Source organism: Methylobacterium sp. P1-11 (genome assembly GCF_008329595.1).
In the GTDB taxonomy this organism is placed as follows: Bacteria; Pseudomonadota; Alphaproteobacteria; order Rhizobiales; family Beijerinckiaceae; genus Methylobacterium.
Genome location: NZ_NPKS01000007.1, coordinates 95,577 through 120,354, shown reverse-complemented (window position 1 = coordinate 120,354; position 24,778 = coordinate 95,577). Strand labels below are relative to the sequence as shown.

At 70.9% G+C, this 24,778-nt stretch carries 23 protein-coding genes and 2 pseudogenes; 12 read left to right on the top strand and 13 right to left on the bottom strand.

Annotated features, from left to right (window positions below; translation table 11 throughout):
* Positions 1 to 110 precede the first annotated feature (110 nt).
* Positions 111 to 347, bottom strand: a pseudogene (locus tag CIW48_RS33865) (class I SAM-dependent methyltransferase); the annotation flags it as partial.
* A 193-nt stretch (positions 348 to 540) separates the two neighbouring features.
* On the opposite strand from CIW48_RS33865, the pseudogene CIW48_RS09500 reads away from it, so the two are divergent.
* Both CIW48_RS09500 and CIW48_RS09495 read left to right on the top strand, forming a co-directional pair.
* A pseudogene (locus CIW48_RS09500) lies at positions 541 to 995 on the top strand (Rrf2 family transcriptional regulator).
* Between the two features lie 141 nt (positions 996 to 1,136).
* The gene (locus tag CIW48_RS09495; protein ID WP_149310579.1) at positions 1,137 to 1,514 is read left to right on the top strand and encodes a PH domain-containing protein; all 378 of its coding nucleotides are present in this window, start codon (positions 1,137 to 1,139) and stop codon (positions 1,512 to 1,514) included.
* 75 nt (positions 1,515 to 1,589) lie between these two features.
* Here CIW48_RS09495 and CIW48_RS09490 read toward each other — a convergent pair whose 3' ends face one another.
* From CIW48_RS09490 to CIW48_RS09475, 4 genes are read right to left on the bottom strand one after another with little or no spacing between them, the layout of a single operon-like run.
* The gene (locus CIW48_RS09490; RefSeq protein WP_149310578.1) at positions 1,590 to 2,786 is read right to left on the bottom strand and encodes a CaiB/BaiF CoA-transferase family protein; all 1,197 of its coding nucleotides are present in this window, start codon (positions 2,784 to 2,786) and stop codon (positions 1,590 to 1,592) included.
* A gap of 12 nt (positions 2,787 to 2,798) precedes the next feature.
* The gene (locus CIW48_RS09485) at positions 2,799 to 3,614 is read right to left on the bottom strand and encodes an IclR family transcriptional regulator (protein WP_149310577.1); all 816 of its coding nucleotides are present in this window, start codon (positions 3,612 to 3,614) and stop codon (positions 2,799 to 2,801) included.
* An 8-nt stretch (positions 3,615 to 3,622) separates the two neighbouring features.
* Positions 3,623 to 4,360: an enoyl-CoA hydratase-related protein gene (locus CIW48_RS09480; RefSeq protein ID WP_149310576.1), complete on the bottom strand. Its 738-nt coding sequence runs from the start codon at positions 4,358 to 4,360 to the stop codon at positions 3,623 to 3,625.
* Positions 4,357 to 5,373, bottom strand: a complete 1,017-nt coding sequence (locus CIW48_RS09475) for a nitronate monooxygenase family protein (protein ID WP_149310575.1) — start codon at positions 5,371 to 5,373, stop codon at positions 4,357 to 4,359. Before CIW48_RS09475 ends, CIW48_RS09480 begins: the two co-directional genes overlap by 4 nt.
* A gap of 335 nt (positions 5,374 to 5,708) precedes the next feature.
* Here CIW48_RS09475 and CIW48_RS09470 point away from each other — a divergent pair, with 335 nt between their 5' ends.
* The 4 genes from CIW48_RS09470 to CIW48_RS09455 all read left to right on the top strand — a co-directional run bounded on the left by CIW48_RS09470 (position 5,709) and on the right by CIW48_RS09455 (position 11,475).
* Positions 5,709 to 7,778 (top strand): 3-hydroxyacyl-CoA dehydrogenase NAD-binding domain-containing protein, encoded by a 2,070-nt coding sequence (locus CIW48_RS09470; RefSeq protein ID WP_149310574.1) that lies wholly within the window; start codon positions 5,709 to 5,711, stop codon positions 7,776 to 7,778.
* A gap of 14 nt (positions 7,779 to 7,792) precedes the next feature.
* The gene (locus CIW48_RS09465; protein ID WP_149310573.1) at positions 7,793 to 8,980 is read left to right on the top strand and encodes an acetyl-CoA C-acyltransferase; all 1,188 of its coding nucleotides are present in this window, start codon (positions 7,793 to 7,795) and stop codon (positions 8,978 to 8,980) included.
* A gap of 4 nt (positions 8,981 to 8,984) precedes the next feature.
* On the top strand, positions 8,985 to 10,181 hold the full coding sequence (locus tag CIW48_RS09460; protein ID WP_149310572.1) for an acyl-CoA dehydrogenase family protein: 1,197 nt from the start codon (positions 8,985 to 8,987) through the stop codon (positions 10,179 to 10,181).
* 139 nt (positions 10,182 to 10,320) lie between these two features.
* On the top strand, positions 10,321 to 11,475 hold the full coding sequence (locus CIW48_RS09455; protein ID WP_149310571.1) for an acyl-CoA dehydrogenase family protein: 1,155 nt from the start codon (positions 10,321 to 10,323) through the stop codon (positions 11,473 to 11,475).
* A gap of 150 nt (positions 11,476 to 11,625) precedes the next feature.
* Here the strand turns inward: CIW48_RS09455 and CIW48_RS09445 are convergent, their stop codons facing one another.
* The 4 genes from CIW48_RS09445 to CIW48_RS09430 all read right to left on the bottom strand — a co-directional run bounded on the left by CIW48_RS09445 (position 11,626) and on the right by CIW48_RS09430 (position 14,776).
* Complete coding sequence (locus tag CIW48_RS09445) at positions 11,626 to 12,498, bottom strand: tetratricopeptide repeat protein (RefSeq protein ID WP_149310569.1); 873 nt, start codon at positions 12,496 to 12,498, stop codon at positions 11,626 to 11,628.
* Between the two features lie 332 nt (positions 12,499 to 12,830).
* Positions 12,831 to 13,943, bottom strand: a complete 1,113-nt coding sequence (locus CIW48_RS09440) for a 5-(carboxyamino)imidazole ribonucleotide synthase (RefSeq protein ID WP_149310568.1) — start codon at positions 13,941 to 13,943, stop codon at positions 12,831 to 12,833.
* Positions 13,940 to 14,437, bottom strand: coding sequence for a 5-(carboxyamino)imidazole ribonucleotide mutase (gene purE / locus CIW48_RS09435; protein ID WP_091783164.1), 498 nt, complete (start codon positions 14,435 to 14,437; stop codon positions 13,940 to 13,942). Before purE ends, CIW48_RS09440 begins: the two co-directional genes overlap by 4 nt.
* A 78-nt stretch (positions 14,438 to 14,515) precedes the next feature.
* The gene (locus CIW48_RS09430) at positions 14,516 to 14,776 is read right to left on the bottom strand and encodes a DUF465 domain-containing protein (RefSeq protein ID WP_173009230.1); all 261 of its coding nucleotides are present in this window, start codon (positions 14,774 to 14,776) and stop codon (positions 14,516 to 14,518) included.
* Positions 14,777 to 14,907: 131 nt separating this feature from the next.
* On the opposite strand from CIW48_RS09430, the gene CIW48_RS09425 reads away from it, so the two are divergent.
* Positions 14,908 to 15,090: a DUF465 domain-containing protein gene (locus CIW48_RS09425; protein ID WP_091783161.1), complete on the top strand. Its 183-nt coding sequence runs from the start codon at positions 14,908 to 14,910 to the stop codon at positions 15,088 to 15,090.
* 203 nt (positions 15,091 to 15,293) lie between these two features.
* Entirely contained in the window at positions 15,294 to 17,219 is a 1,926-nt protein-coding gene (locus tag CIW48_RS09420) for a propionyl-CoA synthetase (RefSeq protein ID WP_149310567.1), read from the top strand.
* Positions 17,220 to 17,269: 50 nt separating this feature from the next.
* Here the strand turns inward: CIW48_RS09420 and CIW48_RS09415 are convergent, their stop codons facing one another.
* Positions 17,270 to 17,743 (bottom strand): hypothetical protein, encoded by a 474-nt coding sequence (locus CIW48_RS09415; RefSeq protein WP_149310566.1) that lies wholly within the window; start codon positions 17,741 to 17,743, stop codon positions 17,270 to 17,272.
* Positions 17,744 to 17,943: 200 nt separating this feature from the next.
* Between CIW48_RS09415 and CIW48_RS09410 the strand changes: the two genes are divergently transcribed.
* Positions 17,944 to 19,062, top strand: a complete 1,119-nt coding sequence (locus CIW48_RS09410) for an NADH:flavin oxidoreductase/NADH oxidase (RefSeq protein ID WP_149310565.1) — start codon at positions 17,944 to 17,946, stop codon at positions 19,060 to 19,062.
* Positions 19,063 to 19,258: 196 nt separating this feature from the next.
* Here the strand turns inward: CIW48_RS09410 and CIW48_RS09405 are convergent, their stop codons facing one another.
* Positions 19,259 to 20,005 (bottom strand): phosphodiester glycosidase family protein, encoded by a 747-nt coding sequence (locus tag CIW48_RS09405; RefSeq protein WP_149310564.1) that lies wholly within the window; start codon positions 20,003 to 20,005, stop codon positions 19,259 to 19,261.
* A gap of 213 nt (positions 20,006 to 20,218) precedes the next feature.
* Between CIW48_RS09405 and CIW48_RS09400 the strand changes: the two genes are divergently transcribed.
* The 3 genes from CIW48_RS09400 (at position 20,219) to CIW48_RS09390 (ending at position 23,037) form a co-directional block, all read left to right on the top strand.
* The gene (locus CIW48_RS09400; RefSeq protein WP_091783146.1) at positions 20,219 to 20,731 is read left to right on the top strand and encodes a hypothetical protein; all 513 of its coding nucleotides are present in this window, start codon (positions 20,219 to 20,221) and stop codon (positions 20,729 to 20,731) included.
* A gap of 129 nt (positions 20,732 to 20,860) precedes the next feature.
* Positions 20,861 to 22,165, top strand: coding sequence for an MFS transporter (locus CIW48_RS09395; protein ID WP_149310563.1), 1,305 nt, complete (start codon positions 20,861 to 20,863; stop codon positions 22,163 to 22,165).
* 2 nt (positions 22,166 to 22,167) lie between these two features.
* Positions 22,168 to 23,037, top strand: coding sequence for an amidohydrolase family protein (locus CIW48_RS09390; protein WP_149310562.1), 870 nt, complete (start codon positions 22,168 to 22,170; stop codon positions 23,035 to 23,037).
* 127 nt (positions 23,038 to 23,164) lie between these two features.
* Here CIW48_RS09390 and CIW48_RS09385 read toward each other — a convergent pair whose 3' ends face one another.
* Both CIW48_RS09385 and CIW48_RS09380 read right to left on the bottom strand, forming a co-directional pair.
* A complete protein-coding gene (locus tag CIW48_RS09385) occupies positions 23,165 to 23,362 on the bottom strand; it encodes a hypothetical protein (protein WP_091783137.1) in 198 nt (65 codons plus the stop codon).
* Between the two features lie 68 nt (positions 23,363 to 23,430).
* On the bottom strand, positions 23,431 to 24,750 hold the full coding sequence (locus CIW48_RS09380; protein WP_149310561.1) for an MFS transporter: 1,320 nt from the start codon (positions 24,748 to 24,750) through the stop codon (positions 23,431 to 23,433).
* Between the last annotated feature and the right edge of the window lie 28 nt (positions 24,751 to 24,778).

Here is a 24,778-nt window from a genome sequence, read left to right as displayed (position 1 = left end):
GAGCAGCAGGAACGTCGCCGCGCCCTGGTCCGGCCACGTCGCGACGACGCCCCGTCCCCAGGCCGCGTCACGCGCGCCATCTCGGCGAGGCCCTTTCGCCAGTCGGGGAACATGATCACCCCGAAGATCGAGAACACCGCGTCGAAACCGCCGTCGGGCAGGGCGAGGGCTTGGCCGTCCATGACCCGCGCGGCTAAATTGGGCAGGCCCGCCCCGGCGATGCGCGCGACCATGCCGGGCGAGAAATCGACCGCGAGGACCTGCGCCCCCGTCCGCGCCGCGGCCAGCGCGAGGGCACCGGTGCCCGCCGCGACGTCGAGGATGCGGCTGCTCCCGGTCAGCGGCACCCGCGCGAGCGCCGCCTCGGCGAAGCGTGCCGTGAACGGGTGGGCGGTCGTCTCGTAGTGCTCGGCGACCTTGTCCCACCGAGCTGGGTTCTCGAACTCGCGCACCGCTTCGGCTCCGCTCCATCACGTAACTTTTTAAGTATCGTGATGCGGCACGGTTACCGATCCCGGGCCGGGTGTGGTGGATCAAAGGGTGCGCACCGACAGCCGCCTCTCCCGAACACTCCATGTGCTGCTTCACATGGCGCGCCACGACGGACCGATGACGTCCGAGGCGATCGGGCGGATGCTCGGGACGAACCCCGTGGTCGTCCGTCGGACGATGGCCGGGCTCAGAACCGCGGGCTACGTGAAATCGGAGAAGGGGCACGGCGGCGGATGGACCATCGCGGCGGACCTGAACGCGGTCTCGCTGCTCGACGTCCACCGCTCGGTCGGCGGCCCCGCATCTTCGCGATCGGCAGCGATCGCGCGAACCCGGCGTGCGCCGTCGAGCAGGTCGTCAACGCGGCGGTCGAGGACACACTGCGCGAGGCCGAGACCCTCCTGGTCGCGCGGCTCGGTTCCGTCAGCCTCGCCCAGCTCGCGCGGAGCTTCGACGCACGGTGTCGCTCCGAGAGGCCGTCGGACGCCGCGACCTGCGCGTGACGGCGGGCGCGGCGCCGGGCATTGCTGCGCGCGATCGGGCTCGCGAGTGGGGCGGGGTGTCGGATCGCGCCCGGCGGTTGCCGTGCCGACGGTCAGGCGGCATGGTCCGCATCCACGCGGACCAGCACGAGATGATCGGCCATGGGCCTTCTGGACGGATTGCTCGGACACGGCTCGCCGGTCGACGCGGCCTCCCTGGAGCGCCGGCTCGACGGCATCCTGATCGAAGGCGAGACGGCGCGGCTCGCCTTCAAGATCATCCGCGACGTGTTCGTGTTCACCGAGCGCCGCGTCATCCTGATCGACGTCCAGGGCGTGACCGGCAGCAAGGTCGAGTTCCTGTCGGTGCCGTACCGCGCGATCGTGCGCTTCTCGGTCGAGACCGCCGGCACGTTCGACCTCGACGCCGAGTTGAAGATCTGGGTCTCGGGCGCGGCGGAGCCGATCCAGCGGACCTTGAAGAAGGGTGCGGATGTCCGGGGCATCCAGCGGGCCCTCGCCGAGGGCGTGCTGCGCTAGCCCGCGGCGCGGATGTCGGCTGTCCCTGAGCCGCGCCGTACAGCCCACGGCACGCGACGGCCGGCGACGGCCTTCCTACCGGACCACGCCCTTGGCCCGCAGCGCGTCGCGCGCGTCTTGCGGATACTCCAGCTGTTCCGCCAGGATCTCGGCGCTCGAATCCCCGAGGCCCGGCGGCATGCGCCGCACCGGCAGCCGGCGGCCGTCGAGCCGGTAGGGTGGGGCGATGACGTGGGCGTTCTCGGGCGCCGCGACCACCAGCCCGGCCTCCCGGGCCCGGTCACAGGTGAGCGCCTCGCGCAGGCCCATCACCTCGCCGCAGGGGATGCCCGCCGCCCTGAGCCGCGCGATCAGCGGCGCCCGCTCCCACTTGGCGAGTTCGGCCTCCAGGACCGGGATGAAGGCGGCGCGGTTGCGCGACCGGTCGAGGTTGGTGGCGAAGCGCGGATCGGCGACCCAGTCCGGACGCTCCAGCACCTGCTCGCAGAAGCGGCGGTACTGCCCGTTGTTGCCGACCGTGATCACCACCGGCCCGTCGCCAGCCTCGAACACGCCGTAGGGCACGATCGACGGATGGGCGTTGCCGTAGCGGGGCGGATCGACCCCCCGGGCGAGCGCCTCCAGGCCGTAATAGGAGGTCAGCGCCACGCCGCAATCGAACAGGGCGAGGTCGACCGCCTTGCCGCGCCCGGTCCGCTCCCGCTGGTAGAGGGCGGCCAGCACGGCCTGGGCGGCGAACTGGCCGGTGAACAGGTCGACCGCCGCGACCCCGAACTTGAGGGGCGGTCCCCCGGCCTCGCCGTTGAGGGCCATCACGCCGGATTCGCCCTGGACCACGAGGTCGTAGCCCGGCCGGCCGGCCTCCGAGCCGTCCGAGCTGTAGCCGGCGATCGAGCAGTAGATCAGGCCGGGATTCTCCGCCGCGAGCGCCGCGTAGCCGAGGCCGAGCTTCTCGGCCCCACCGGTCTTGAAGTTCTGCACCAGCACGTCGCTGTCGCGGGCCAGAGCCCTCACGATCGCCAGCCCCTCCGGCGTGGCGAGGTCGACGCCGATCGAGCGCTTGTTGCGGTTCACGCTGTCGAAATACGAGGTGTTGCCGGGGCTCGTCGGCACGCCCCAGTCGCGGGTGTCGTCGCCGCGCTCCGGGTGTTCGACCTTGATCACGTCGGCGCCGAGATCGCCCAGCACCTGCGCGCACCAGGGCCCGGCGAGCACCCGGGACAGATCGAGGACGCGGATCCCGGACAGGGGCAGGTCGGCAACGGCATCCATCGCGAAAGGTCCTCAGGCTCCCATCACGCCGTCGAGGCTGCGTACGGCTTCGATGAGCTTGGGACGCGCTACCTCCATGAGGAAGCGCGCGTCGGTGATGACGGCGGGGGCGCCGCAATTGACCGACATGGGCGGCAGGCCGCCACCGGGATGGAATCCCACCGCGATGGCGCAGACCGTCTCCTGCCACTCGCCGAACGAGGTGCAGCAGCCGAGTTCCCGGTGCTCCTCCACCGCCCGGTCGAGGCCGGCGCGCAGCGCGGGCCAGGCCACGGGATCCAGCGCCTTCAGATCCTCGTAGATGCCCGCGCGCTCCCGGTCCGGGCAGACCGCCACGTAGGCGCGGCCCATGGCGCTGCGGGCCAGCGAGATGCGCGAGCCGGTATCCAGGTTGAGCGAGATCGCCGCCGGGCCGCGCTGGCAGTCGACGTAGCGCATGCTGAGCCGGTCGCGCACCCCGAGTCCCACAGAGGCGTTGGCCGCCTCCGCGACGGCGCGCAGCGCCGGCCGGGCGATGGCGCGCACGTCGAGTCCGCCCAGAGCGGCCGAGCTGAGGGCGATGGTGGCGGTGCCGAGCCGGTAGCGGCCGAGTTCGGGCACGTGCTGCAGGTAGCCGAGCTTGGTCAGCGTGTAGGTGAGCCGCGACACGGTGGAGCGCGGCAGCCCGCAGGCCTCCGCGATGTCGTGGTTGGCGAGGCTCGTGCGCCCTGGCCCGAAACAGGCCAGCACCGACAGCCCCCGGGCCAGCGCCGTGACGAAGTGGCGGTCCTCCTTCGCGCTGGACCCGGCAGCGTCGGGCTCGGCCAGAAGGGTCGCGTCCGTCTCCATCCGCGCGCTCATCGGCGCAGGAACGCCGCGAAGGCCGCCTGTGCCTCCGGGCCGCGGCGGAGGGCGTGGAAGACCTCCGCCTCCGCGTCGAGGGCGCGTGCGACGCTGTCGTCGTAGCCGCGCCGGAGGGCCTGCTTGGTGGCGGCGATCGAGGTCCGGGGCAGGGCGGCGAGCGCGCGCGCCTTGGCGAGCGCGATCTCCAGCGCTGTCCCCGCCGGGACGGCGGCGTTGACGAGGCCGGCTGCGGCCGCCTCCTCCGCCGTGAAGGGTTCTCCGAGCATCAGCAACTCGGCCGCGCGCTTCGCGCCCGCCACCAGGGGCAGCAGGTAGCTCGATCCGCCCTCCGGGCTGAGACCCAAAGCCGTGAAGGGCAGGCGGAAACGGGCGCCCCCACCCGCATAGGCGAGGTCGCAGTGGAGCAGCAGCGTCGTGCCGATGCCGACCGCGTGGCCCTCCACGGCCGCCAGGACCGGAATCGGGCAGGCGCGTAGGGTTCTGAGGAAAGTCAGGCCGGGGCTGGCGCCGCCGGTCTCGACATCCTGGAAATCCTTGAGGTCGTTGCCGGCGGTGAAGCAGTCGCCCGCGCCAGTGAGCACCAGGGCGCGCACGCTCGCGTCTCGGCCCGCCGTCTCGAAGGCGGCGGTCAGGGTCGCATAGGTCGCCCGGTCGAGGGCGTTGCGCCGCTCCGGCCGGTCGATGGTGACGAGCCGGATCCCGGGCTCCGGATCGGCGACGCGGATGCTCACCGGGCGGTCTCGCAGGCGAAATCCGCCGACAGGCCGGCGATCCGCGCCCGAGCCGCCGCGTATTCCCGGGCGAGCCGGGCCACGAGGTCAGCGGTGGCGGGCGCATCCGCGATGGTGCCGACCCCCTGACCAGCGCCCCAGACGTCCCGCCACGCCTTCACGCTGGCGCTGCCGAAGTTCATCGCGGTCTTGTCGCGGACGGGCAGCGCGTCGGGATCGAGCCCGGCGGCGCGGATGCTGGGCGTCAGGTAGTTGCCTGGGACGCCCGTGAAGTAGGGGGTGTAGACGATGTCGGCCGCCGCGCTGCCGGCGATCATGTCCTTGTAGGCGGGAACTGCGTTTGCCTCGCGGGTGGCGATGAACCGGGTGCCCATATAGGCGAGGTCGGCGCCCATGGCCTGGGCCGCCAGGATCGCCGAGCCCGAGGTGATCGCCCCCGACAGGATCAGCGGCCCGTCGTAGAACCGCCGGATCTCACCGACGAGGGCGAAGGGGCTCAGGGTCCCCGCATGCCCGCCCGCGCCGGCACAGACCAGGATCAGACCGTCGACCCCCGCCTCTAGGGCCTTCTCGGCGTGGCGCACGGTGGTGACGTCGTGGAACACGACGCCGCCATAGGCGTGGACCGGGCGGATTACCGCGTCCGGCGCCCGCAGCGAGGTGATGATGATCGGCACTTGGTGCCGGACGCAAGCCTCGACATCCCGCGCCAGCCGGTCGTTGGAGGCGTGGACGATCTGGTTCACCGCGAAGGGCGCGATCTTTCGCGCGGGATCCGCCGCCCGGGCCTCGGCCAGTGTGCGGGTGATCCGGGTGAGCCACTGGTCCAGCAGGTCGGCCGGCCGTGCGTTCAGCGCCGGAAACGAGCCGACCACACCGGCAAGGCACTGGGCGATCACCAGCTCCGGCCCGGAGACGATGAACATCGGCGCGCAGATCACCGGCAGGGCGAGCCGGCCGCGCAGAGCCTCGGGCAGGCGCCCGCCCGAGATCTGTTCGGGACCGTCGCTCACCGCACGCTCCCCGCCGCTTGGCCCTGCACCGGACAGGCGCTCCCGAGCCGCTGGCCCAGATCGATGCCGCGCACCGTGATCCTCCCCTGTCTGAGGCGGTCCGGCCTGCGATGCCCTGGCGGGGACCGCAGCCGAGTCTCGCCCGGGGCCGTTTTGATGGCACGGCCCCGGGGCGCCGGTCAAACGCTCAAGACGAAGTCATTCCGCAGCGCAGAACAGCAACTTCGATACCGGCAGTGGTCCCGATCCGTCCTTGACGATGCCTCGCAGGCAGACCACCATTCCGCCAACATGCAGACAATTGTTCTGCACTGCAGAATATAAGGGAGTCCTGAGTGGTTCGTCAGGAGGTCGATGGTGGTGTGGCCGTGCTCACGCTCGCTAATCCGCCGGTCAACGCGCTGGGCGCCGCGCTGCGAGCGGCCCTCGACGACGCCCTCACGGCGGCCATCGCGGACGAATCGGTCCGCGCGATCGTGGTAGCGGCCGAGGGCAAGGTCTTCATCGGCGGGGCCGACATCAGCGAGTTCGGCAAGCCGCAGCATCCGCCGAGCCTGCCCGATGTGCTGGACCGCCTCGATGCGAGCCCGAAGCCTGTCGTGGCGGCCATCGGCGGCGCGGCGCTCGGCGGCGGACTGGAACTGGCGATGGGCTGCCACGGCCGGGTCGCGGCGCCGTCCGCCAAGATCGGCCTGCCGGAGATCAAGCTCGGGATCATCCCGGGGGCGGGGGGCACGCAGCGCCTGCCGCGCCTGATCGGACCCGACGTCGCCTTCGCGATGATGCTCACGGGTGAGCCGGTCTCCGCCGAAAAGGCAGCGTCGCTGGGCATCGTGGACGCCGTTGTGCTCGGCGACCTCGTGGCGGAGGCCCGGACCCGCGCCCTGGAACTCGCCGATGGCAGAGTACTGCCGCGGGTGCGCGACCGGTCGGAGAAGATCACGCCGGAGGCCCGGGAGCGGTTCGAGGCGCAGGCCGCCGAGGCGGTGAAGCGCGATCCCGAGGCCACCAACGTCCACGCCCTGGCGCGGGCGGTGCGCGCCGGCCTGGATCAGGATTTCGATGCCGCCGTGGCTGTGGAGCGGGCCGAGTTCCGCGCCCTGGTGGAGGATCCGCGCTCCAAGGCCTTGCGCTACGCCTTCTTCGCCGAGCGCGAGGCCGCCCGGGTGCCCGGCCTGCCGAAGGACACGCCCCGCCGCACCATCAAGACCGCGGCGGTGATCGGCGCCGGCACGATGGGTGGCGGTATCGCGATGTGCTTTGCCAATGCCGACATCCCCGTGACCGTGATCGAGACGGAGGACGGCGCCCTGGCGCGCGGCCTCGACCGGGTGAAGGGGCTCTACGCCGGCTCGGCCAAGCGCGGCTCGATCACCGAGGCCCAGCGCGACGAGCGGATCGGCCGGATCAGCGGCGCGATCGGTCTGGAACACGCCAAGGAAACCGACATCGTCGTCGAGGCGGCGTTCGAGGATATGGGCGTCAAGCGCGAGATCTTCTCGAAGCTCGATTCCATCGCCAAGCCCGGCGCGATCCTGGCGACCAACACCTCCTACCTCGACGTGAACGCCATCGCGGCGGTGACGGGCCGCCCGCAGGACGTGCTCGGCCTGCACTTCTTCAGCCCGGCCAACGTCATGCGCCTCGTCGAGGTGGTCCGCGCCGAGAAGACCGCCCCGGACGTGCTCGCCACCGCCCTCGACCTGGGCAAGCGCCTCAACAAGCTGCCGGTGACGGTCGGCGTCTGCTTTGGCTTCGTGGGCAACCGCATGCTGGAGCGCCGCAGCCGGGCCGGCGAGCGGCTGCTGCTGGAGGGCGCGCTGCCCCACGAGGTCGACGCGGCGGTCACCGGCTTCGGCTTCCGGATGGGCCCCTTCGCCATGAGCGATCTCGCGGGGCTCGATATCGGCTGGCGCTCGCGCAAGGATTTCGGCGGCCGGGCACCGGTCGCCGACTCGCTCGCCGAGCAGGGCCGGTTCGGCCAGAAGACCGGCCGCGGCTTCTACCTGTACCCGGACGGCGGCCGCACCGGCACGCGCGATCCCGAGGTCGAGGCGCTGATCGCGCGGGTCGCCGCCGAGCACGGCGTCGCGCGCCGCAGCTTCACGGCCGACGAGATCGTCGCGCGGCTGATGTACCCGATGGTCAACGAGGGTGCGCGGATCCTCGCGGAGGGCATCGCGGCCCGGCCCGGCGACATCGATACGATCTGGATCAACGGCTACAACTGGCCGGCCTGGCGCGGCGGCCCGATGCACTGGGCCGACACGGTCGGGCTGAGGGCCGTCGCGGCGGCGCTGTCGCGCTTCGCGGCCGAGACCGGCGACGACAGCCAGGAGCCGGCACCGCTCCTCAAGAAGCTCGCCGACGAGGGTGGCGGCTTCGCCGGCCTGAAGAACGCCTGAGCGAGAGAGGGATTATGACCGACGCGGTGATCGTCTCGACCGCCCGCACGCCCATCGGCAAGGCGCATCGCGGGGCGCTGAACCTCACGCGCGGCGCCGACCTCGCCGCCCACGCGATCCGCGCCGCCCTGGACCGGGCACGCCTGGAGCCGGAGGCGGTCGAGGAGGTGGTGCTCGGCTGCGGCTATCCAGAGAACGCCACCGGCGGCAACGTCGCCCGGCACGCGGCTCTGGTGGCGGGGATCCCGGTGGAGTCCGCCGGCGTCACCGTCTCGCGCTTCTGCGCCTCGGGCCTGGAGGCGATCGCCAGCGCGGCCCGGCGGATCATCCTCGACGGCGTGCCGGTGGCGGTGGCGGGCGGCGTCGAGTCGATCAGCCTCGTCCAGCCGAAGGTGCAGCGGGAGCTGACCCGCAACCCGTGGCTGGAGGCGCATCTGCCGGCGATCTACATGCCGATGATCGAGACCGCCGACATCGTGGCGGAGCGCTACGGCATCTCCCGGGAGTCGCAGGATCTCTTTGCTCTGGAGAGCCAGCGCCGCACGGCGGACGCGCAAGGACGCGGGCTGTTCGACGACGAGATTGTCCCGATGAGCGCCGTCATGGCGGTGACCGACAAGGCCACCGGCGAGACCCGGGAGGTCGAGACCCGGCTTTCCAAGGACGAGGGCAACCGGCCCGACACGACCCCGGAGGGTCTCGCCAAGCTCAAGCCCGTGCGCGGGGAGGGGGCCTTCATCACGGCGGGCAATGCCAGTCAGCTCTCGGACGGGGCCTCGGCCAGCGTGCTGATGTCGGCCGACGAGGCGGCGCGACGGGGCCTCACGCCGCTCGGCACCTTCCGCGGCTTCGCCTCGGCGGGCTGTGGGCCGGACGAGATGGGTATCGGCCCGGTCTTCGCGGTGCCGCGGCTCCTGGAGCGGCAGGGCCTGCGCGTGTCCGATATCGACCTGTGGGAGCTGAACGAGGCCTTCGCGTCCCAGTCGGTCTATTGCCGCGACCGGCTCGGGATTGACCCGGACAAAGTCAACGTCAACGGCGGCGCCATCGCGGTCGGCCATCCCTTCGGCATGTCGGGGGCGCGGCTCGTAGGCCACGCCCTGCTGGAGGGCCGCCGCCGCGGCGCGCGCTACGCCGTGGTGACCATGTGCGTCGCCGGCGGCCAGGGCTGTGCCGGCCTGTTCGAGATCGCTCGGAGCTGAGCCGATGGACCTGCGCTTCACCGACGCCGAGATTGCGTTCCGCGACGAAGTCCGGAGCTTCTGCCGGACGGAGATCCCGGCAGAGATCCGGAAGAAAGTCTCGGAGGGGCGCAGTCTCTCGAAGGAGGATTACGTCACGAGCCAGCGGATCCTCAATGCCAAGGGCTGGGCCGTGCCGCACTGGCCGCAGGAATGGGGCGGCCGGGATTGGACCCCGATCCAGCGCTACATCTACACGGAGGAGTTGTTCCAGGCGGCGGTGCCGCTGCCGCAGCAGTTCAACTGCTACATGTTCGGCCCGGTGCTGGCGACGTTCGGCCGGCAGGACCAGAAGGCCCGCTTCCTGCCGCGTGCCGCCAACCTCGACGACTGGTGGTGCCAGGGCTTCTCGGAGCCCGGTGCCGGCTCCGACCTCGCCTCGCTGAAGACCAAGGCTGTGCGCGACGGCGATCACTACGTCGTGGACGGCCAGAAGACCTGGACGACGCTCGGGCAGCACGCCGATTGGATCTTCTGCCTCGTCCGCACCGACTTCGAGGCCAAGAAGCAGCGCGGCATCTCCTTCCTCCTCATCGACATGAAGACGCAGGGGATCACCGTGCGGCCGATCCTGACCCTGGAAGGCCGGCACGAGGTCAACGAGGTCTTCTTCGACGCCGTGCGCGTGCCCGTCGAGAACCTCGTGGGCGAGGAGAACCGGGGCTGGGACTACGCGAAATTTCTGCTCGCCAACGAGCGCACCGGCATCGCCCGGATCGGGCTCACCAAGGAGCGGATCGCCCGGATCAAGCGGCTCGCCCGCGAGATGCCGGCGGGTTCCGGGACGATGTGGGACGATCCCGCCTTCCGCGGCCGCGTCGCGGAGGTCGAGGTCGAGCTGAAGGCCCTGGAGATCACCCAGATGCGGGTGGCGGCCAAGCAGAGCCGAGCGGATTCGGCGGAGCCGGACCCGGCCTCCTCGCTCCTCAAGATCCGCGGCTCGCAGCTCCAGCAGGCGGCGACGGAGCTGCTGGTGGAACTCGCCGGGCCCTTCGCGCTCGCCGCGCCTGCCCGGGGCGCAGGCGCCAACAACCTGCCCGGCGGCTTCGACTGGGTGGACGCCGCCGCGCCGAGCTACTTCAACAACCGCAAGGTCTCGATCTACGGCGGCTCGAACGAGATCCAGCACAACGTCATCGCCAAGGGCATTCTGGGTTTGTGAGCGGCATTTCCCTTCCCCCCTGCGGGGAGGGGCCAGGGGTGGGGGTGGCCCAGGATTGAGCGCCGCGGCGCCTTCTGCACCATACCCACCTCCGGCTCCTCCCCACAAAGGGGGAGGAGAGGGGGCAGAGGACACCACCATGGATTTCGACCTGAACGAGGACCAGTCGCTCCTGCGCGACAGCGTCGAGCGGCTGGCCGCCGACCTCTACCCGTCCCTGGAGAGCCGGCAGGCGCGGCTGAAGGCGCCGCTCGGCTTCCCCGCGGAAGGCTGGGCGGCCTTTTCCGAACTCGGCGTCACCGGCCTGCCCTTCCCGGAGGAGGAGGGCGGGTTCGGCGGCGGCCCGGTCGAGACCCTGCTGATCATGGAAGCGGTCGGCCGCAACCTCGTTGTCGAGCCGCTGCTGGCGAGCCTCGTGCTCGGCTCGACCGCCCTGCGCCTCGGCGGCAGCGCCGCGCAGAGGGAACGCCTCGTCCCCGGCCTCGTCGCCGGCGACCTGCGCCTGACCCTCGCCCACACCGAGCGCCAGTCCCGCTACGACCTCGCGGACGTGGCGACGACGGCCCGGCGCTCCGGCGAAGGCTACGTGCTGAGCGGGGCGAAGAGCGTCGTGCCCAACGCCGACGCGGCCGGCCTGATGGTGGTCTCCGCCCGCGTCTCGGGCGAGCGGCGCGATACCCACGGGATCGGCCTGTTCCTCGTCCCGACCGACGCCGCGGGCGTCGCCATCGAGGCTTATCCGACCCAGGATGGCGGCCGGGCGGCCGAGGTGTCCTTCTCGGATGTCGGCGTGCCGGCCGACGCGGCGCTCGGCGATCCGGAAGAGGGCCTGCCGCTGCTGGAGCGGGTGGTGGAGCACGGCATCGCGGCGCTCGCCGCCGAGGCGGTCGGCTCCATGGACGCGCTCCACAGGCTCACGGTCGAGTACCTCAAGACCCGCAAGCAGTTCGGCGTCAGCGTCGGCTCGTTCCAGGCCCTGCAGCACCGGGCCGTCGACATGCTGATCCAGCTGGAGCAGGCCCGCTCGATGGCGCTCTACGCCGCCATGATGGTGGACACGCCGGATGCGCGGGCGCGGGCCGCGGCCCTGTCGGCTGTGAAGGTGCAGATCAACAAAGCCTGCCGCTATGTCGGCCAGGAGGCGGTGCAGCTCCACGGCGGCATCGGCATGACGCTCGAGTATATCGGCGCCCACCACTTCAAGCGGCTCGCCATGATCGAGTACCAGCTCGGCGACACCGCCCACCACTTGCGCCGGATCACGCAGGACGAGAACGGGCTGCTGGCGGCCTGAGGGCGGTTCATCCGACTCGCCGCCTCATCCTGAGGTGCCGGAGCGCCGCGGAGGCCTCGAAGGAGGCCTCCGGCCGGCCGCGCGATCCCTGGAGCCCGCCTTCGAGGCCCGCTGGCGCCTCAGGATGAGGGCGTGTTGGGATAGCCGCGATCAGTTGAACAGCGAGCCGACCCCACCCTGCACCCGGCCGAGGCCGGCGCGGGCGACGGAATTGTTCGGGTCGATCGTCGCGGCGCGCTGATAGTTCTCCATCGCCTCCTTGCGCTGGCCCGACTTCTCGTAGGCCAGGCCGCGATAGGCCCAGGAGGTGGCGTCCTTGTTGTTGACGTTGAGGGCGGCGTTGTAGTCCTCGATCGCCTTCGGGTACTGGTTCGTGGCGATCAGGCTCTGGCCCCGGGCCGCGTAGGGCGCGGACTTGAAAGGGTCGCGATCGATGGCGGCGTCGAAATCGGCGATCGCCTGGGTGTCCTGACCCTGCTTCTGCCGCACGAGCCCGCGGGCATGGTAGGCCTCCGCCGATTCGGGCATCAGCCGGATCGCGACGTTGAGGTCGCTCAGCGCCTGGTCGAGGTTGCCCTGGGCGCGCTCGACATTGGCGCGGCCGATATAGGCAGGGCCGTAATTCGGATCGAGCTGGATCGCCTTGGTGAAGTCCTGCAGCGCCGGGCCGTCGCGGCCGATCTGGCGGCTCGCCAGGGCGCGGTTGTTGTAGGCGGAGGCAGAGTTCGGATCGAGCTGGATCGCCTTCGTGAAGTCGGCGATGGCATCGTTGAACTGGCCGGCCCGGGCATAGGCGGCGCCGCGGGTGTTGTAGGCGGCCGCGTCGTTCGGATTGCGCTGCACGACCTCGGTCAGGGAGGCGATGTTGACGTTCGTGGCGCCCGTGGTGTCCTTCTCGAGGACCGCGTATTGCCGCGGGCCAGCCGCGCTCCCGACGGTCTCGCAACCCGCGAGGCCGGCAGCCGAGACCAAGGCCGCGCCGATCAGTGCCGTCTTTCGTCCCAGCCCGTTGCGTACGTTCATTGCCCCACTCTCCCCGAGGCGTCGCCCGCCTTGCGCGTGCCCGCCTCGCCCCTCACAGTCCAAGAGCCCGCGCCGTGCGCCGGGCACGCCCGAATCCGGGGCACCGTCGCGCATCACGGTGAAGGCCGGCTTAAGAAGCGCCGCGTCGCCATCCGGACCCCGCCCGTCCCGGGAGACGAAGGCGGTGCGGGCGGAATCGATCGACAGCATTCGGAACCGACCACGCTGTGGTGGAAGCGGCGGGATGTGGCGAAGGTATGGCTCGACGGTTCCGGGACGCCGCAGGCGGGCTTCCGACCGCCATGCGGCGATGCAGGTGTGCCTTCGAAGCCTCAGGAACCGGCCGGAACGGGCCCGAGGCGGGTCACGTGCCCCATCTTCCGGCCGGGACGCGCCTCGCCCTTGCCGTAGAGGTGCAGATGGGCGCCGGGCTCGGCCAGCAGGGCGTGCCAGTCGTCGGCCTGGGCGCCGATCAAGTTGCGCATCTCCACGGGGAGGCCACCGACGCGGTCCGGGGCGCCGAGCGGCCAGCCGCAGACGGCCCGCACGTGCTGGGCGAATTGCGAGGTCAGCGCGCCCTCGCTGGTCCAGTGGCCGGAATTGTGGACCCGCGGCGCGATCTCGTTGACCACGAGCCGCTCCGCCCCGTCCTCGCGGACGAGGAACATCTCGACGGCGAGAACGCCGACATAGTCGAGGGCGTCGGCGATCCGCCGGGCGATCTCGACGGCATCGCGGCCCGTCTCGGCGGACACGCCGGGCGCCGGCACCCGGGTCAGCGCCAGGATGTGGTCGCGGTGTTCGTTCTCGCAGAGGTCGTAGGCCGCGAAGCTGCCGTCGCGCCCGCGCGCGCCCACCACCGAGATCTCGCGCTCGAACGGCACGAAGCCCTCCAGGATCAGCGGCGCGCCGCCGAACTCGGCGAACAGGGCGTTGCGGTCGCCCTCGGCCCGCTCGCGGAGCATGCGCTGCCCCTTACCGTCGTAGCCGAAGCGGCGGGTCTTGAGCACGGCCGGCAGGCCGATCACCTCGATCGCCCGGTCGAGGTCGTCGGGCGTGTCCACCGCCCGGAACGGCGCCGTCGGGATGCCCAGGCCGTTGATGAAGTCCTTCTCGGAGAGGCGGTCCTGCGTTGTCGAGAGCGCCCGCGCATTCGGGTGCAGGGCAGCGTGCCGGGCCAGGATGTCGGCGGTGGCGTGCGGGATGTTCTCGAACTCGTAGGTCACGACATCGACGCTGCGGGCGAAGGCGGCCAGCGCCTCGGGATCGTCGTAGGCCGCGCAGGTGGTCCGGGCAGCCACGTCGAAGGCGGGGCTGTCCGCGTCGGGCGCGTAGACGTGCACCTTGAGGCCGTAATCGGCCGCCGCGAGCGCGATCATGCGCCCGAGCTGGCCGCCTCCGACGACGCCGAGGGTAGAGCCGGGGCCGAGATTCTTGTCCGTCACGCGTTCGCTTCCGTCACCGGCCGTTCGGCCACCGAGGCGGTCTGGGCCGCACGCCACGCCTCCAGGCGCTCCGCGAGATCCGGATCGGAAAGCGCCAGGACGGAGGCGGCGAGCAGGGCCGCGTTGATGGCCCCGGCCCGGCCGATCGCGAGGGTCCCCACCGGAATGCCGGCCGGCATCTGGACGATGGAGAGGAGGCTGTCCTGCCCGGACAGGGCCTTGGACTCCACCGGCACGCCGAAGACCGGCAGGCGGGTCATCGCGGCAGCCATGCCGGGCAGGTGCGCGGCGCCGCCCGCTCCGGCGATGACGACCTTGAGACCGGCGGCGACCGCGCCCTTGGCGAAGGCCACGAGCCGGTCCGGCGTGCGGTGGGCCGACACGATGCGCGCGTCATAGGGAACCCCGAGCGCGTCGAGCGTCTCGGCGGCATGCCGCATGGTCGCCCAGTCGGACTGGCTGCCCATGATGATCGCGACCGGAGGCGACACCATCGTTGATCCCGGCAAAAGAGGGCGCTTACAGGCGGTGCGGGCCCGCGGCAAGGCGCGCCCCGAAGACGTCCACCGGCATCAGGCGATGATGTCCGGCGTGAGCGCGTCCTCGATGTGGAAGATCCGGTCGCGCAGCGTGAGCTTGCGCTTCTTCAGGCGCTGGATCTGGAGCTGATCCCCGGCGACGCTGCGCTCCAGCGCCTCGATGGCGCCGTCGAGATCCCGGTGCTCCTCGCGCAGCCGCGCCAGCTCACCCTGGAGGTCCGACTGCGCACTCTCACCTGCCTCGTCCGCCATCGTCACCTGAGGACCCGAAGACCGTTCATTGCCCGAGAGCATGCGTTACGCTCCGGCGCCGGACAAGTCGGCGCGGTAAGCAATCATCAGACTTAGCAGCAGAAAACGCTTCGACAGGTCCGGCATCCTGTGCCAATCTCGGTGTGTCGAAACGATGACAGGAGATTCGACTCATGTCGCTGCAGACGCATCTGAACCAACTCGCCCGGAAGCACGAAGCCCTCGAGCGCGAGATTCAGGAAGCGATCCACAGGCCTTCGGCGAACGACCTTCACATCGCCGAGCTGAAGCGACGGAAACTCCTCCTCAAGGACGAGATCAATAGGCTCCAGGCGGGCAACGACACGTTGCACTGACGCCTGCCACGTCCAAAGAGACAGTAAAGTCCGGATGACAGCCGCCGTATCGGGAGCCCCGATGCGGCGGTTTTCTTGTGACACGCCATGCGCCGCTGGCGCGGTGTACGTCATCGTGCGAGGCCGTTCCTCTCCCGTGCGCGCGAGAATGGGCTATCCTGCGCCGGCCGCCGGAGAGTGGCCCGCGAGGAAACGCCGAACCGATGACGAGAGCCAGCCTGCCGGGCCGCTACCCGGAGATCTACGAATCAGCCCGCCGCGACCCTGAGGCGTTCTGGCTCGGCGCGGCGCAGGCGCTCGACTGGGCGCGCATGCCGGAGCGGGCCTTCGCGCCGGATACCGGTCCCTACGGCCGCTGGTTCCCCGACGGCACCCTGAACGCGTGCCACAATGCGGTGGACCGCCACGCCGACGGGGGACGGGCGGACCAGGTGGCGATCCGTTACGATTCACCTGTCACCGGGACCAAGCGCAGCATCACCTATGGAGAGTTGCGCGACGAGGTGGCGGTGCTGGCCGGCGTGCTCGCCGACCTCGGCGTCGGCAAGGGCGACCGGGTCATCCTGTACATGCCGATGGTGCCCGAGGCGCTGTTCGGCATGCTGGCCTGCGCGCGGCTCGGCGCGGTCCATTCCGTCGTGTTCGGCGGCTTCGCGGCCAACGAGCTGGCGGTGCGGATCGAGGACGCGGCACCGAAGGTGGTGCTGGCCGCCTCCTGCGGGATCGAGCCGAACCGGGTGGTCGCCTACAAGCCGCTCCTCGACGCGGCGATCGGAGCCTCCCGCCACAAGCCGGAGGCCTGCCTCATCCTCCAGCGCCCGCAAGGGGGCGCGACGCTGGTTGCGGGCCGGGATCGCGACTGGGCCGAGAGTGTCGCGGCGGCCCAGGCGGCGGGGCGGAGGGCGGCGTGCGCGCCGGTCGCGGCCACCGATCCGCTCTACATCCTCTACACCTCCGGCACGACCGGGAAGCCGAAGGGCGTGGTCCGCGACACCGGCGGCTACCTCGTCGCCCTCGCGTGGTCGATGCCGAACCTCTACGGCGTCCAGCCCGGCGAGACCTATTTCTGCGCCTCCGACATCGGCTGGGTCGTCGGCCATTCCTATATCGTCTACGCTCCCCTGCTGCACGGCTGCACCACGGTCCTGTACGAGGGCAAGCCGGTGGGCACGCCGGATGCCGGCGCGTTCTGGCGGGTCGTCGCCGAGTACGGGGTCGCCTGCCTGTTCACCGCGCCGACGGCTCTGCGGGCGATCAAGAAGGAGGATTCCGCCGGCGTCCGGATCGCCGATTACGACCTCTCGGCCTTCCGCAGCCTGTTTCTCGCGGGCGAGCGCGCCGACCCCGATTCGGTCGCCTGGGCCGAGCGCGTGCTGAACCGGCCGGTGATCGACCATTGGTGGCAGACCGAGACCGGCTGGCCGATCGCCGGCAATCCGATGGGCCTCGGCCTCTTGCCGGTGAAGCACGGCAGCACCTGCGTGCCGATGCCGGGCTACCGGGTCGAGGTGCTGGACGAGGGCGGCAGGCCGGTTCCGGTGGGGACCATGGGCACCATCGCGATCCGCCTGCCCCTGCCGCCCGGCTGCCTGCCGACCCTCTGGGGCTCGGACGAGCGCATGCGGTCGAGCTACCTTGCCACCTTTCCGGGCTACTACGACACCTCGGATGCCGGGGTGATCGACGCGGACGGCTACATCACCGTCCTGGGACGGACCGACGACATCATCAACGTCGCGGGCCACCGCCTGTCCACTGGCGGCATGGAGGCGGTGCTGGCGAGCCATCCTGACGTGGCGGAATGCGCGGTGATCGGCATCCATGATTCCCTGAAGGGAGAGGTGCCCTGCGGGTTCGTGGTGCTGAAGGCCGGCGTCGCCCGGCCGACCGAGGCGATCGAGCGGGAACTCGTCGCCAAGGTGCGCGACGAGATCGGCCCGGTGGCGGCCTTCAAGCTGGCGCTCACCGTGCCGCGGCTGCCCAAGACCCGCTCGGGCAAGATCCTGCGCGCCACCATGAAGCGCATCGCCGATCATGAGCCCTGGACGATGCCGGCGACGATCGATGATGCGACGGCCCTCGACGAGATCGACAAGAGCCTGAAGGATCGGGGCATCGGCGCGGCCTAGCAGGCCGCCGAACCGCGCCGACGGAACGCTGATCGGTCGTCCCGACCCCCCTAGTCGGCGTCGGCACCGTCCTCGTCCGTGTCGATATCGACGGCCGGCGGCGCCTGCGTCACGGCTGGCGCATAGCTGCCCGAAGCCGGGCCCGCGGTGACCGATGCCGGCACGCGCCGCGCGTTCGGCTCGGACGGGATCAGGATCGCGGTGGCGGCCACGAAGCCGGCGAGCGATCGGAGATCCTGCGGCTGACGCGGATCACGCGAGATCAACGTCGCTTCCTGCTGAAGGCGGAGATTGCAGGCCTGCGAGGGGAGGCCGCCGTCCGGCGTACAGGCATCATGCCGGGCGCAGGCGGCATCGAGCGCGTCGACCGGCGGAAGGGGCGCGTTGTTGCCCGGCCCGCAGTAATTGCCGTGGATCAGCATCTTGGGTCCGCCGAAGGCGGCGGGCTGAGCCTGGGCCGACGCCGCGAGGGCGGCGCAGCCAGCGGCCAGGACGAATGGGGCGGCAAGTTTCGTGAGCATCATCTGGACCTCGGGCGATCTCGCCCCCTCAGGCGGTTCGCGTCGATTGCCGCGATGCGGCGACAGGCCAGGAAACGGCCTGTCACATCGGCAAGTTCCAACAGCCCCCGTCCGCAGGGGTGCTCTGCCGCACCGCACTGACGCATCGCACTGGCCGCAGCGTCCATCCTCAGCCAGAGTGGTCTCTCCACCAGGAGTTGCCGATGACCGCTCGCCTGTTCGAACCGCTGACGCTCGACGCGCTCACGCTCGAGAACCGCATCCTCGTCGCGCCGATGTGCCAGTATTCGGCACGGGACGGCGAAGCGACCGACTGGCACATGATGCATCTCGGGCAGCTCGCCATGTCGGGAGCCGGCCTGCTGACTCTGGAGGCCACCGCTGTCTCCCCGGAAGCGCGGATCACCGCCTGGGATCTCGGCCTCTACAACGACGCCTGTGAGCGGGCCCTGGCCCGCGTGCTCGACGCGGTGCGCGAATACGCGCCGATCCCGGTCTGCATCCAGATCGCCCACGCCGGCCGCAAGGCGTCGAGCGAGGCCCCTTGGGCCGGCGGCCACCAGATCCCGCCGGAGCACGCTTACGGCTGGCGCACCGAAGCGCCCTCGGCGGTGGCCCACGCGGAGGGCGAGGTGCCGCCTCACGCCCTCGACGCCGCCGACCTGAAGCGCGTCCGGGAGCAGTTCGTGGCAACCGCCAAGCGCGCCGCGCGCCTCGGGATCGAGGCCGTGGAACTGCACGGTGCCCACGGCTACCTGCTGCACCAGTTCCTGTCGCCGATCGCCAACAAGCGGACGGACGCATACGGCGGCAGCCTCGCGAACCGCATGCGCTTCCCCCTCGAAATCTACGATGCGGTGCGCGATGTCGTGCCGGCGGGCAACCCGGTCTGGCTGCGGGTCTCGGCCACCGACTGGGTCGAGGATGGCTGGGATCTCGACGAGACCGTGGAACTCGCCCAGGCTTTGAAGCGGGCGGGCTCGCCGGCGATTCACGTCTCCACGGGCGGCGTCTCGCCCAAGCAGGCGATCACGCTGGGGCCTGGCTATCAGGTGCCCTACGCCGAGCGGATCAAGGCCGAGACGGGGCTCACCACCATCGCGGTCGGACTGATCACCGAGGCGAGCCAAGCGGAAACGATCCTGCAGGAGGGCAGAGCCGACGCGATCTCGCTGGCCCGTGCCATGTTGTACGATCCGCGCTGGCCCTGGCACGCGGCCGCCGAACTCGGAGCCCGGGTGCGGGCGCCCAAGCAGTACTGGCGGTCGCAGCCGCGAGCGTACAAGGACCTCTTCAAGGACACGGCCTTCGGGCAGCGGTAAGGGCGAAGACGTCCGGGCGGCGGACAAGCCGCTGTGGATGCCCCGTCCTCGGCTGACCGCACCGTCCTTCCGGGGGCTGCAGGCGCGCCCGGAAACCGGAATGACCTCGGGTGCCGAAACTTGGCGCCTCGGCGGCTCTGGATCCCGGGTTCCGCTGGGCGGCCCCGGGATGACGACGGAAGCTATGAACCGTCCCTCAGCGCGGCAGAGCCCCGACCAGCGGTCCGAGCGGCCGGCTGATGTCGGAGCGGCCGAGATTCGGCGCATAGAGGCTCGAGACCGAGCCGTCGAGGAACAGGGCGTTGCGGCAGCCGAGATCGTCGCGGAACAGCCGCGCGAAGGCCCCGAAGGTCACCGGGCGCTCCGAGATGGCGAAGATGGCGACGGGCCCGTCGCCGGGGACGCCGACGCCGTTGCGGATCTTCTGGCTCGGCCCGTCGGCGGCGATCTTCGGGTGGATCTGGCCGTCGACCACCAGCATCGGCCCGGATTGCGTGGCGAAGTCCGGGCGGATCTTCGCGCGCAGATAGCGAGCCGTGTCGATCACCCCGGCGCGCTCGCCCTTCACCCAGAAGATCCCGTTGGGCTTGAGGTGGAAATTGCCCGGCCCGTCCGCCGTGGAGACGCGCTTCCGCTCGTGCCCGTCCTCGATATAGAGGCCGACCGGCGCCTGGTCCTTGTCGTACATGCCGGCATTCATCGCGAAGGCGAGGCCCCCCTGCTTCGCGGCGAGCGTGCCGAGGGCACCGTAGGGATTGCCGTCGTCCTGAAGCCAGAACAGCCGCAGCCGCTGCCGCCGCAGGTCGATGGTACAGACCGTGAAGGCCTCGCCCTGCGCCTCCACCGGCCGGCACGGCTCCGTCGAGGCCGGGGCCGCGGCCCGGGCCGGGGCCGCCGAGGCGAGCAGCGCGATCAACAGGGCGTGAGCCGGTCGCAACATCATCATTCGTTCCATGCAGCTCGGAGCCGGCGCGTCGGGGACGGCGAAGCTCTGTCAGCGGGCCTCTCGCTCTGGAAAGCGGCGAATTTCGTGTCCGAAGCGCGGCCGGGCCGAGCCGGTGCGTCTCGCGGCTGCGCGCCGCGGGCAGGGGCTGGACCGTTTTGCCAATTCGGACGTTCTTAGCCGTAGAGGGCGTTTTTCTACGGAGATGACGTGATGAAGGGTGCAGTGCTCGGCTCGGCCCTGCTGGCGGCGGGTGCCCTGGTGTTGGCGCCGGCCAGCGCGGACGCGCGCGGCTTCGGCGGCGGCGGCTTCCACGGCGGCGGCTTCGGCGGCGGATTCCACGGTGGTGGTTTCGGCGGCGGCTTCCGTGGCGGCGGGTTCGGTGGATTTCGCAACGGCGGCTTCGGAGGCGGATTCCGCGGCGCCGGTTTCCGTCCGGGTGGCTTCGGCTACGGCCGCGGCTTCTACGGTCGCGGCTATGGCTATCGCGGTGGCTACGGCTACGGCCTCGGCGGCCTGGGTCTGGGCGTCGGCCTGGGTCTCGCGGCCGGAAGCCTCTACGGCGGCTACGGGTATGGCTATCCGGGCTACGGCTACGGCGGCTACTACGCGCCCGCGGCTTACGGCTACGGCGATTACGGCTACGGCGGGGGCTGCTACACGGTCCCGCGTGTGCGCTGGACCCCCTATGGCTACCGCCGGGTTCTGGTCGAGCGCTGCTACTGAGCGTCGATCCGACAGCGAAAAGACGGGGAGAGGCCGCCTGCGGGCGGCCTTTTCCTTGCGCGGACCGCACCGACGTTGGACAGCTCAGCCTGGGACGCTGATACTGGTACCGGGCGGCGGGAGGCGGTGATGAGTACAGCAACCGGGCAGGGGCGCACCGGCGTGGATGCGGTCGAGATTCGCGACGCCAGCCTGACCGCCTTCTACCGATCGATGACGCCGCCGGAGCGGCACACCTTCTGGGCCTGCGCCGCCGGGTGGTGCCTCGACGGCATGGACTTCATGATCTACCCGCTGGTGATCGGGACGATCATGGCCCTGTGGCACGTCGATTCCGGCACGGCCGGGCTCGCCGCGACGGTGACGCTGCTGGCCTCGGCGCTCGGCGGCTGGCTCGCGGGCTTCATCGCCGATCGGATCGGCCGGGTGCTGACCCTGCAGATCACGATCCTCTGGTTCTCCGTGTTCTCGCTGCTCTGCGCCTTCGTGCAGAACTTCGAGCAGTTGCTCGTCGCCCGGGCGATCCTGGGGCTCGGCTTCGGTGGCGAGTGGGCGGCCGGCGCCGTTCTGATCGGCGAGACGATCCGGGCCGAGTATCGCGGCCGGGCGGTCGGCTCAGTTCAGTCCGGCTGGGCGATCGGCTGGGGGCTTGCGGTCCTGTCGCAGGCGGTTTTGTTCTCGATCCTGCCGCCCGAAACCGCGTGGCGCTGGATGTTCGCGGTGGGCGCGCTGCCGGCGCTGCTGATCTTCTACCTGCGCCGCTACGTCGAGGAACCGAAGGTCGCCGCCGAAACCCGGGCCCGGGCCGCCGCCACGGGTGATCGGCCGCAGATCTGGGAGATCTTTTCGGGGCCGATCCTCAAGACGACGCTGCTCGCCTCAATGGCGGCGGCGGGCTGCCAGGGCGGCTACTACGCGATCACCACCTGGGTGCCGCGCTTTCTCACCACCGAACGCCACCTGTCGATCGTGTCCTCCACGGGCTACCTCGCGGCACTGATCATCGGCTCGTTTGCCGGCTACCTCGTGGGCGCCTGGCTCGCGGACCGGCTCGGGCGCCGGCCGCTGTTCCTGATCTTCTCGCTGGGCGCCATCGCGGTGGTCGTCGCCTACACGCAGATCCCGCTGTCGAACGGCGTGCTCTGGGTGCTGGGCTTCCCGCTGGGCTTCTTCGCCTCCGGCTACTTCTCCGGCATGGGCGCCTTCCTGACCGAGCTGTACCCGACCCGCCTGCGCGGCTCGGGGCAGGGGTTCTGCTACAATTTCGGCCGGGGCATCGGCGCCCTGTTCCCGGCGCTGGTCGGCTACCTCGCCGAGCGCGCCGGCCTCGCCTCCGCCATCGCGATCTTCGCGGCCGTGGCCTACGGGATCTTCTTCCTGGCGGCCTTCGCGCTGCCCGAGACGCGCGGCAAGGTCCTGCACGCGGATTCCTGAACATGCCCGAGATCCGAGACTGCCCCGCCCCGGACCCGCACCCGGGCGGGCCGACCCGCTACGCCGTACCGGCCGGCGCGGTCGACACCCACGCCCATGTCATCGGCTTGCCGCCGGATTATCCGCTGGTGGCAGACCGCAGCTACACGCCCCCGGCGGCGCCGGCCGAGCGATACCTCGCGATGCTCGACGGGACCGGCATGGCCAACGGCGTTCTCGTCCAGGTCAGCGTGCACGGCACCGACAACCGTCTGATGATCGAGACGCTGCGCGCCAACCGGCAGCGCCTGCGCGGTATCGCGGTGATTCCGCTCGGACTGCCCGAGGGGGACCTCGCCGCCCTGAAGGAGGCCGGGGTGGTCGGCCTGCGGCTCAACGTGCTGTTCGGCGGCGGGGTCGGGCTGGAGCAGGTCGAGTCCTACGGGGCGCTCGCCCGCGAGATGGGCTGGCATCTGCAGTTCCTGCTCGACGCGCGGGAATTGCCGCCGATCGCCGGCCGCCTGTCGCGGCTGCCCGTGCCGCTGGTCTTCGACCATATGGGACACATGCCGACCTCGGCGAGCCTGGACCATCCGGGCTTCCAGGCGCTGCTCGGCCTCGTCGCCGACGGCCATTGGGTGAAGCTCTCGGGCGCCTTCCGGGATTCCGTCACCGGGCCGCCCTACGCCGACACGATCCCCTTCGCCCGCGCCCTCAACGACGCTGCCCCTGAGCGTTGCGTCTGGGGCTCGGACTGGCCACACGTGGCCGCATGGGACGGCCCGCCCCGGACCACGGAACTCCTCGACCTGATGGCCGACTGGGTGCCCGACGCGGACAGACGCCGGATGGTGTTCGTCGACAACCCGCGACGGCTCTACGGATTTGGATAGAGCCGGGATTCAACGCAGGCCGGAGCACAGGGCTTCATCGCGCGCAGCGACCACCGATGCCGCTCCAGGCCGGAAAGGCCTTGCGCGGCCTGGATTGCCGCGCTGCGCGTGAACGACGGAGATCCTGTCAGACCCGCAGATCGACGCTCAGACCCTGCCCGGCAGGTGCCGGCGGACCGGCGCTCGCCGCGCTCTGGGCGCTCTCCGCAACGAGCCCCGCGACGGCCTTGTCGGCCGCGAGCTGCTGCTTGGCGACGGCGATGCCGATCTGCTGGTTCTGGGATGAGCCCAGCATCTGAACGGCGGTGGCGGCCAGCGTTTCCATGGCGCGACCCTAGCACCCCCGACTGAATCGGGCGTTACCCGGATCAAGCGCCTTTGATCGGTTCCCGGTCACCCGTCCAGGAAGCCCCGCTGCCGCGCCCGGTAGCCGCCGATCGCCGTGACGCACAGGAACGACACGCCGGCCAGCGCCGTGCCGAACACCGCGATCGGCCACCAATGGCCCTGAAAGCGCTCGGCCAGAACCGTGCCGATGATCGGGGTCAGCCCGCCGGCGAGCGCGCCACAGAACTGGTAGGCAATGGAGATCGCCGTATAGCGGATCCGCGTCGGAAACGCCCCGGCAAGGTAGCCGGCGATCACCGCGTAGAAGGTCGCGGTGCCGATCACGTTCAGGGCCAGCCCGAGTACGATCAGGGTCACCGACTTGGTTTCGACCAGCCAGAACAGCGGGTAGGGGGCCAGCATCGCCCAGACCAGTGTCCCCTGCAGGAACAGCCGCTCGTTGCGGATCGCTTCCGCGATCCGGGCGCCCACCGGCGTCATCACCAGCTGAACCACGGCGCCGATGAGCAGGGCGTCGAGGATCGTCGCCCGCTCGATGCCGAGATACTGCGTGGTGAACGCGATCATGAAGGTGTTGAACAGGTAGACCGAGGCGATCGCGAAGGTGTTGGCGCCCGCTGCCAGCAGTACCGGCTTCAGGCTGGTGGTCAGCACCTCGCGCACGGGCGCCGCCGGCGGCCCGCCCGCGGCGCGGGCCTTCTCGAAGGCCGGCGATTCCGCGACGCCGAGGCGGATCGCGAGCCCGACGCCGAGCAGGAGGATGCTGACGAGGAACGGTACCCGCCAGCCCCACGTCAGGAAACTCTCCTTGTCGAGGAGGCCGGCGAGCCGGAAGGCCAGCAGCGACAGGATCTGCCCGGCGGGGCTGCCGAGCTGCGCGAAGGAGGCGAAGAAGGTGTTGCGCCCGGCCGGCGCGTGCTCGGCGGCCATCAGCACGGCGCCGCCCCACTCGCCGCCGACCGCCAGCCCCTGGATCAGTCGCAGCACGACCAGCATCACCGGCGCCCACAGGCCGACCGAGGCATAGGTCGGCAACAGCCCGATGCAGGAGGTGGCGATACCCATCATCACCAGTGTTGCCACCAGCGCGCGCTTGCGCCCGAACCGGTCGCCGAGATGCCCGAAGATCAGGCCGCCGAGCGGCCGGGCCAGGAAGCCCACCGCAAAGGTGCCGAAGGCCGCGAGCGTCGCGATGTAGGGCGATTCTGCCGTGAAGAAGAGCGGCCCGAACACCAGGGCCGCCGCGGTGCCGTAGATGAAGAAGTCGTACCACTCGATCGTGGTGCCCACGAAGGCCGCGAGCGCCGCGCGGGCCGACTGGTTCTGTCCGGGCCCGGCGGCCGGGGCTGCGGTGGTAACGGCCATCAATCCTCGCGCGCGTCGGTATTTTGAA